Annotated in this window: 7 protein-coding genes; all 7 read right to left on the bottom strand. The window is 41.4% G+C overall.

Annotated features, from left to right (window positions below):
• The coding region (locus AC1M9A_RS14295) for a CoA-transferase (RefSeq protein ID WP_481592539.1) at window positions 1–178 on the bottom strand (178 nt) is incomplete at its 3' end.
• Between the two features lie 43 nt (window positions 179–221).
• Window positions 222–1,430 carry a benzoate/H(+) symporter BenE gene (gene benE / locus AC1M9A_RS14290; protein WP_481610479.1) on the bottom strand — a complete coding sequence of 403 codons (1,209 nt, stop codon included), beginning with the start codon at window positions 1,428–1,430 and terminating at the stop codon, window positions 222–224.
• Between the two features lie 56 nt (window positions 1,431–1,486).
• Window positions 1,487–2,266 carry a 1,6-dihydroxycyclohexa-2,4-diene-1-carboxylate dehydrogenase gene (locus AC1M9A_RS14285; RefSeq protein WP_180029081.1) on the bottom strand — a complete coding sequence of 260 codons (780 nt, stop codon included), beginning with the start codon at window positions 2,264–2,266 and terminating at the stop codon, window positions 1,487–1,489.
• 13 nt (window positions 2,267–2,279) lie between these two features.
• Window positions 2,280–3,296, bottom strand: coding sequence for a benzoate 1,2-dioxygenase electron transfer component BenC (gene benC, locus AC1M9A_RS14280; RefSeq protein WP_481610478.1), 1,017 nt, complete (start codon window positions 3,294–3,296; stop codon window positions 2,280–2,282).
• A gap of 90 nt (window positions 3,297–3,386) precedes the next feature.
• Window positions 3,387–3,890: a benzoate 1,2-dioxygenase small subunit gene (benB, locus tag AC1M9A_RS14275; protein ID WP_035270498.1), complete on the bottom strand. Its 504-nt coding sequence runs from the start codon at window positions 3,888–3,890 to the stop codon at window positions 3,387–3,389.
• Window positions 3,887–5,269 (bottom strand): benzoate 1,2-dioxygenase large subunit, encoded by a 1,383-nt coding sequence (gene benA / locus AC1M9A_RS14270; RefSeq protein ID WP_035270495.1) that lies wholly within the window; start codon window positions 5,267–5,269, stop codon window positions 3,887–3,889. Before benA ends, benB begins: the two co-directional genes overlap by 4 nt.
• A 74-nt stretch (window positions 5,270–5,343) precedes the next feature.
• A partial coding sequence (locus tag AC1M9A_RS14265; RefSeq protein WP_481610477.1) for a dioxygenase family protein occupies window positions 5,344–5,825 on the bottom strand: 482 nt, incomplete at its 5' end.

Below are 5,825 nucleotides of genomic sequence, written 5' to 3'. Positions count from 1 at the left end.
AATCACCATTACCTGCGTTGTTGTTGACGATCACTAAGTCTTTAATACCGAGTTCAATTAAGCCATCGATGAGTTCAGCAGGCTGACCTGCAGTACCAAACCCACCGATCATAATGGTTGAACCGTCTTTAATTTGGGAGAGGGCTTCGGTTAAAGACGCTGAGCTTTTATCAATCATAATCACTTCCTAAACAAACGATCTACATTTACCTTTAATATGATCAGGTCGATGTAGACGATGATGGGGTAGTATTTTGACGCTTCGTTAAAATCACGTGCGCTAAAATACCAATACAGATTCCCCAAAAAACTGAACTTAAACCTAAAAATTGCATACCTGAAACAGTCGCCAAGAAAGTAAGGAGAGCTGCGTCACGATCCTTTTCTTGGAACATAGCAACGTGTAAATTTGTAGCAATAGCACCTAAAAGTGCTAAACCTGCTAATGCAGCAACAAGTTCTTTAGGCAGTAAGCTAAAAAGCATCACAATGCTGCCTGCAAATAAACCACCTAAAATATAGAAAATACCGTTCGCAATACCTGCGATATAACGTTTCTCTTTGAGCTCATGTGCATCTTTACCTGTACAGAGTGCGGCTGTTATTGATGCCAGGACAATGGTGATCCCGCCCACACAAGCAACAGCTAACGATGCGATACTGGTAGTGGTAATAATGGGTTTTGCTTGAATGTCATAGCCACTTAATTTCAAAATTGCCATGCCAGGTAAAAATTGACCAGAAAGGCTGACTAAAATAAGAGGTACTGCAAGATTTAGAAAAGAGTTAAGCGTCCACTCGGGCGCAATGAATTGGGGTATTGCAAGTGAAAACTCCATATTCACAGCATTGAATTTTCCGAGGACTAAACTCATGAAAATACCAGCTGCCAATACTAAAAGCATGGCATATCGAGGTGTTAAACGCTTAGCAATCAGATACGAAATAAGCATTCCAAACACAATATATGGCATGGTATTAGTCGCGGTAAAAAGACCGAATCCGAACTGACATAAGATACCAGCCATCATTCCTGCAGCCACTGATTGCGGTATCAAAGCCAATAGTTTGTCGAAATATCCGGTAATACCAATGATGAAAATCACTACAGCTGTAGTGATATATGCAGCAACTGCTTCATTCAGTGATATATCTGGAAAAAGTGTGACTAGCAGAGCAGTACCAGGTGCCGACCAAGCGGTAATGACAGGAACTTTAAACTTTATTGATAATAGAATTCCAGCTACAGCAGCACCAATTGAGATACCCCAAATCCATGAAATCATCATGTCTGGTGAAACTTGGGCTTGTTGTGCTGCTTGAAAGAAAATAATTAATGGTCCGGCATATGAAATCAATACAGCTAAAAAGCCGGCGACAGTGGCGGAAATAGACCAATCTTCTTTTAGTGTTTTAAACAGGGTTGCCATTGTATTTGCCTCCTTGCGTCAATGATCCTGTGAATTTAAAGAGTCCGTGATCAGGGTTAACCCTGATCACCACCACCTACAGGTACGACTGTGCCTGTAATGTATGAAGACTCATCTGAAGCAAGGAACAAAATAGCATTTACTTGTTCTTGAATAGTGCCATAGCGTTTCATGTAGCTGCGGTCAATTGTTTGATCAACCACTTCTTGCATCCAAGCTTGATCTTGCTCAGATAGTGGTGAAGTATTACGTGGAATTACACGTGGTGGAGCTTCAGTACCACCTGTAGCCACAGCATTGATGCGGATACCATCTTTAGCATGTGCAAATGCCATTGATTGAGTAAAACTATTTACACCACCCTTAGCCGCAGAATATGGAAGACGGTTAATTCCACATGTGGCGATAGATGATACATTCACGATCACACCAGATTTTTGGTGTTGCATGTGTGGTAAAACTGCACGACAACTCCATAAAGTTGGAAATAAAGAACGATTAATCTCTTTAATAATTTCCTCTTCAGAAAACTCTTCAAAAGGTTTCATCCAAATCGCACCACCAACATTGTTGATCAGCACATCAATTCGGCCATAAGTCTCGATCGCTTTATTTACAACAGATTGTGCACCAGCATAGGTTTCAAGATCAGCTAAGACAGTAACACCTGTGCCACCTTGAGTCGTAATTTCTTCAAGTGTTGTCGTCACGTATTCAGCACGGTCAGCCAGTACAACTTTTGCACCTTCGCTAGCTGCTTGAAGAGCAACACCGCGACCGATGCCTTGAGCGGCACCAGTAACGATTACGATTTTATTTTCAAATCTTTGATTCATGTTCCTCTCCACTTTAATTCGCAGAGAATTTTTCGAATAAGAAGTTTGCAGGTTTAATGCCTTCAGCATCTAACCAACCACGAACTGCATCTACCATAGGAACAGGACCACAGAGGTAAACGTCTACATCACCACCGTTGAGCCATTCAGTTTCAATGTGACCTGTCACATAACCTTTACGTTCGTGTGCAGATTCTGGGTTTGCAACTACGGTACGGTATTCAAACCAATCAAGTTTTTCTTGAAGTTTGTCGAGTTCTTCAATAGCAACTAGGTCAAAGTCATTGGTTACACCAAAAACTAAACGTACTGGATGTTCAGAACCTTTTTCTTCTAATACTTGAAGCATCGACATAAATGGAGCAATACCTGTACCACCAGCAAGCATTACTACAGGGCGTACTACATTACGTAAGTAGAAGCTACCAAATGGACCAGTGAATGTCATTTTTTCGCCGACTTTCGCTTCGCTGCTTAAGAAGCTACTCATCTTACCGTTAGGAACGTTACGAACAACAAAGCCGGTTAAACGGTTGCCTGGCTTAGAGCTGAAAGAGTATGAACGTGTTTCAGTTGATCCAGGAATACCTACATTTACATACTGACCAGCAAGGAAATTGATATCTGGCTGACCCTCGTCTAGTTGAATATCAAAGGTAATTGTAGATTCAGATAAGTTTTCTACACGAGAAAGTGTACCTTGATATTGATGAATTTGAGTTTTACATACATCAGATGATGCTTGAATTTGGAAAACTGCATCTGAAGTAGGACGGCACTGACAAGCTAAGATATAGCCTTGCTCAGCCTCTTCTGGTGTAAGTGCATCTTCAATATAAGTTTCTTCAGGCATGTCATAGCTGCCAGACTCACAAAAAGCTCGACAAGTACCACATGCACCATCACGGCAATCCAGCGGAATATTAATCTTTTGACGATATGCAGCGTCAGAAAGCGTTTCGCCTTGTGCAACTGAAATAAATCGGGTTACGCCATCTTCAAATTGAAGTGCAACATTATGGTTTGACATGGCTGAATATCCTTTAAGAATCTTTTGAACAATTTTTTGGTGTAACTACCAAAATTCCATTTGGTAGTTACTGAACTTGTTATTTACTAATTACAGGTGATATACGTCGATTACTTGGTTGATGTAATCATTTTTAAGTACCACATATTTATTTAAAATTTGTGGTTTTTCACCAGACAAATTGATTTCGTAGCGTGACATGCCGAAGTAGCTGTACGACTTTTGGTAGCGGTAACTTAAAGTATTCCAGTTGAAACGAACAACAACCTTATCTTCATGACGTTCAAGAATTTCAATGTTGTTAATATTGTGGCTTGTACGTGTATCAGGCATTGTTGCAGAAGAGCGTTCAGTTTTGATACGGAACACGCGGTCCTCTAAACCTTGACGATCTGGATAATAAATTAACGAGATTTCTGATTGAGGATCTTCAGTTAATGTATTGTAGTCATCCCAAGATGGCATCCAGAACGATGCTGTAGGTGCATAGCACTCTAACCATTCATCCCACTGTTCATCATCAAGTAGGCGCGCTTCTTTAAATAAGAACTGGCTCACTGATTCTAAAGTTGCTTCAAGATTCGCGTTACTCATGCGTTATCTCCTTGTTCAGCTAAAGCTTGTTCTGCTTTAATCGCACGTTTCATTTCTTCTAACCAATGTTGATGTTGCGCAAGGTATAAACCTTCGTCTTCAGTTTTAACGCCTGAAAGTTTAGGTTTTAGACCAATTTCGTTTGCTGCATCATCTGGGCCATTGATCCAATGCTTTGAGCCACGGCACATATCGTTCCACTCAAGTTCGATACCAGCATAACCTGCTTGACATGCACGGAATTCTTCTAAGTCATCTGGTGTCGCCATACCTGAAGCATTGAAGAAATCTTCATATTGACGAATACGGCGTGCGCGAGCTTCTGGCTCTTCACCTACAGGTGCGATGCAGTAAATTGTTACTTCAGTTTTATCGACAGCAATTGGGCGAAGTACACGGATTTGTGAACCGAACTGATCCATCAAATAAACGTTTGGATATAAGCAAAGGTTACGCGAGCGCTCGATCATCCACTTCGACATAGCAGGACCGAATTTCTCAGAGTATTCATCTGCTTTAGGGAAGTTAGGGCGGTCTTCAGGGTTAGCCCATTGTGTCCAAAGCAACATGTGACCATTTTCAAAACCGTAAGAACCACCGCCTTGTTTACCCCAAGATCCTGCGCTCATTGCACGGATATTGTCGCCAGCTTGTTTTTCTTTACGTTGTTGCGTAGTCGCAGCATAATTCCAGTGAACTGCAGATACATGGTAACCATCTGCACCATTTTCAGCAGTGAGTTTCCAGTTTCCTTCGTATGTATAAGTTGAGGCACCACGTAAAACTTCTAAACCTTGATCAGACTGACCCACGATCATATCGATAATTTTAGTCGTTTCACCTAAGAATTCTTCTAATGGCAAGACGTCTGGGTTTAAGCTACCGAATAAGAAGCCTTTATAACTTTCAAAACGTGCAACTTTCTTAAGATCATGTGATCCTTCTTTGTTAAAGCAGTCAGAATAACCAGCATCTGTTGGGTCTTTAACTTTTAAAAGTTTGCCTGAGTTATTGAATGTCCAACCATGGAATGGGCAAGTATAAGTAGCCTTATTACCACGTTTGTTACGGCAAAGTTGTGCACCACGGTGTGAACACGCATTGATCATTGCATTTAGCTCGCCTTGACGGTTACGAGCAATCACGATTGGCTGACGACCGATGTGTGTCGTGTAATAATCATTGTTATTTGGAATTTGGCTTTCGTGTGCCAAGTAAACCCAATTACCCTCAAAGATGTATTTCATTTCAAGGTCAAAAAGGGCTTGATCAGTGAAAACTGAACGATGAAGTTTAAACTCACCTGTCTCAAAGTTGTCTACAAGTAACTCATCAAGACGATCTAGATGGCTGGTATTAATTACAGGAATACGTGGCATGGACGTTCTCCGACTTTCCAAATTGAGGGGAAGTCATCGGGATAATTGACTTATCCCGATTCCGACTAATTGATTTAAGCTGATGCGCGGCGGCGTTCAACTTCAGTAGAAGGCGCACCTTCAACGTCTTTCACTAATTCAATGTCAAATTGAATATGTTTGAACGCACCTTTTAGACCACGACGAGCAATTTCAGCTTCATCAGTTACGTCTACAGCAGTTGCCACTAAGCCATCACGCGTTGCAAATGCAAAGTCATCCCAAAGGTATTCATCACCTTCGATGTTGAACTGCGTAGTTAATTTACGGTAGCCAGGCGCAGTGACGAAGTAATGCACGTGTGAAGGGCGGTTACCATGACGACCAAGTTTGTCTAATACAAACTGAGTTGTACCTTCTGGTGGGCAGCCATAACCTACAGGCATTGTGGTTAATGCTGTATATTGACCTTGTGCATCCGTGAAGATCGTACGACGTAAGTTGAAGTCAGATTGAGACTTATCAAAGAACGAGTAGTTACCTAAGCTGTTTGCATGCCAAACTTCAACTTTAGCGC

Source organism: Acinetobacter sp. ANC_7634 (assembly GCF_056779875.1).
Note: the sequence above shows the minus strand (reverse complement) of the source record. Positions and strands in the feature narration are given on the sequence as shown.

What these genes read in the sequence shown, in the direction of transcription:
- benE (WP_481610479.1), bottom strand. Translation starts at nt 1,430, where the DNA reads ATGGCAACCCTGTTTAAAACACTAAAAGAAGATTGGTCTATTTCCGCC.
- AC1M9A_RS14285 (WP_180029081.1), bottom strand. Translation starts at nt 2,266, where the DNA reads ATGAATCAAAGATTTGAAAATAAAATCGTAATCGTTACTGGTGCCGCT.
- benC (WP_481610478.1), bottom strand. Translation starts at nt 3,296, where the DNA reads ATGTCAAACCATAATGTTGCACTTCAATTTGAAGATGGCGTAACCCGA.
- benB (WP_035270498.1), bottom strand. Translation starts at nt 3,890, where the DNA reads ATGAGTAACGCGAATCTTGAAGCAACTTTAGAATCAGTGAGCCAGTTC.
- benA (WP_035270495.1), bottom strand. Translation starts at nt 5,269, where the DNA reads ATGCCACGTATTCCTGTAATTAATACCAGCCATCTAGATCGTCTTGAT.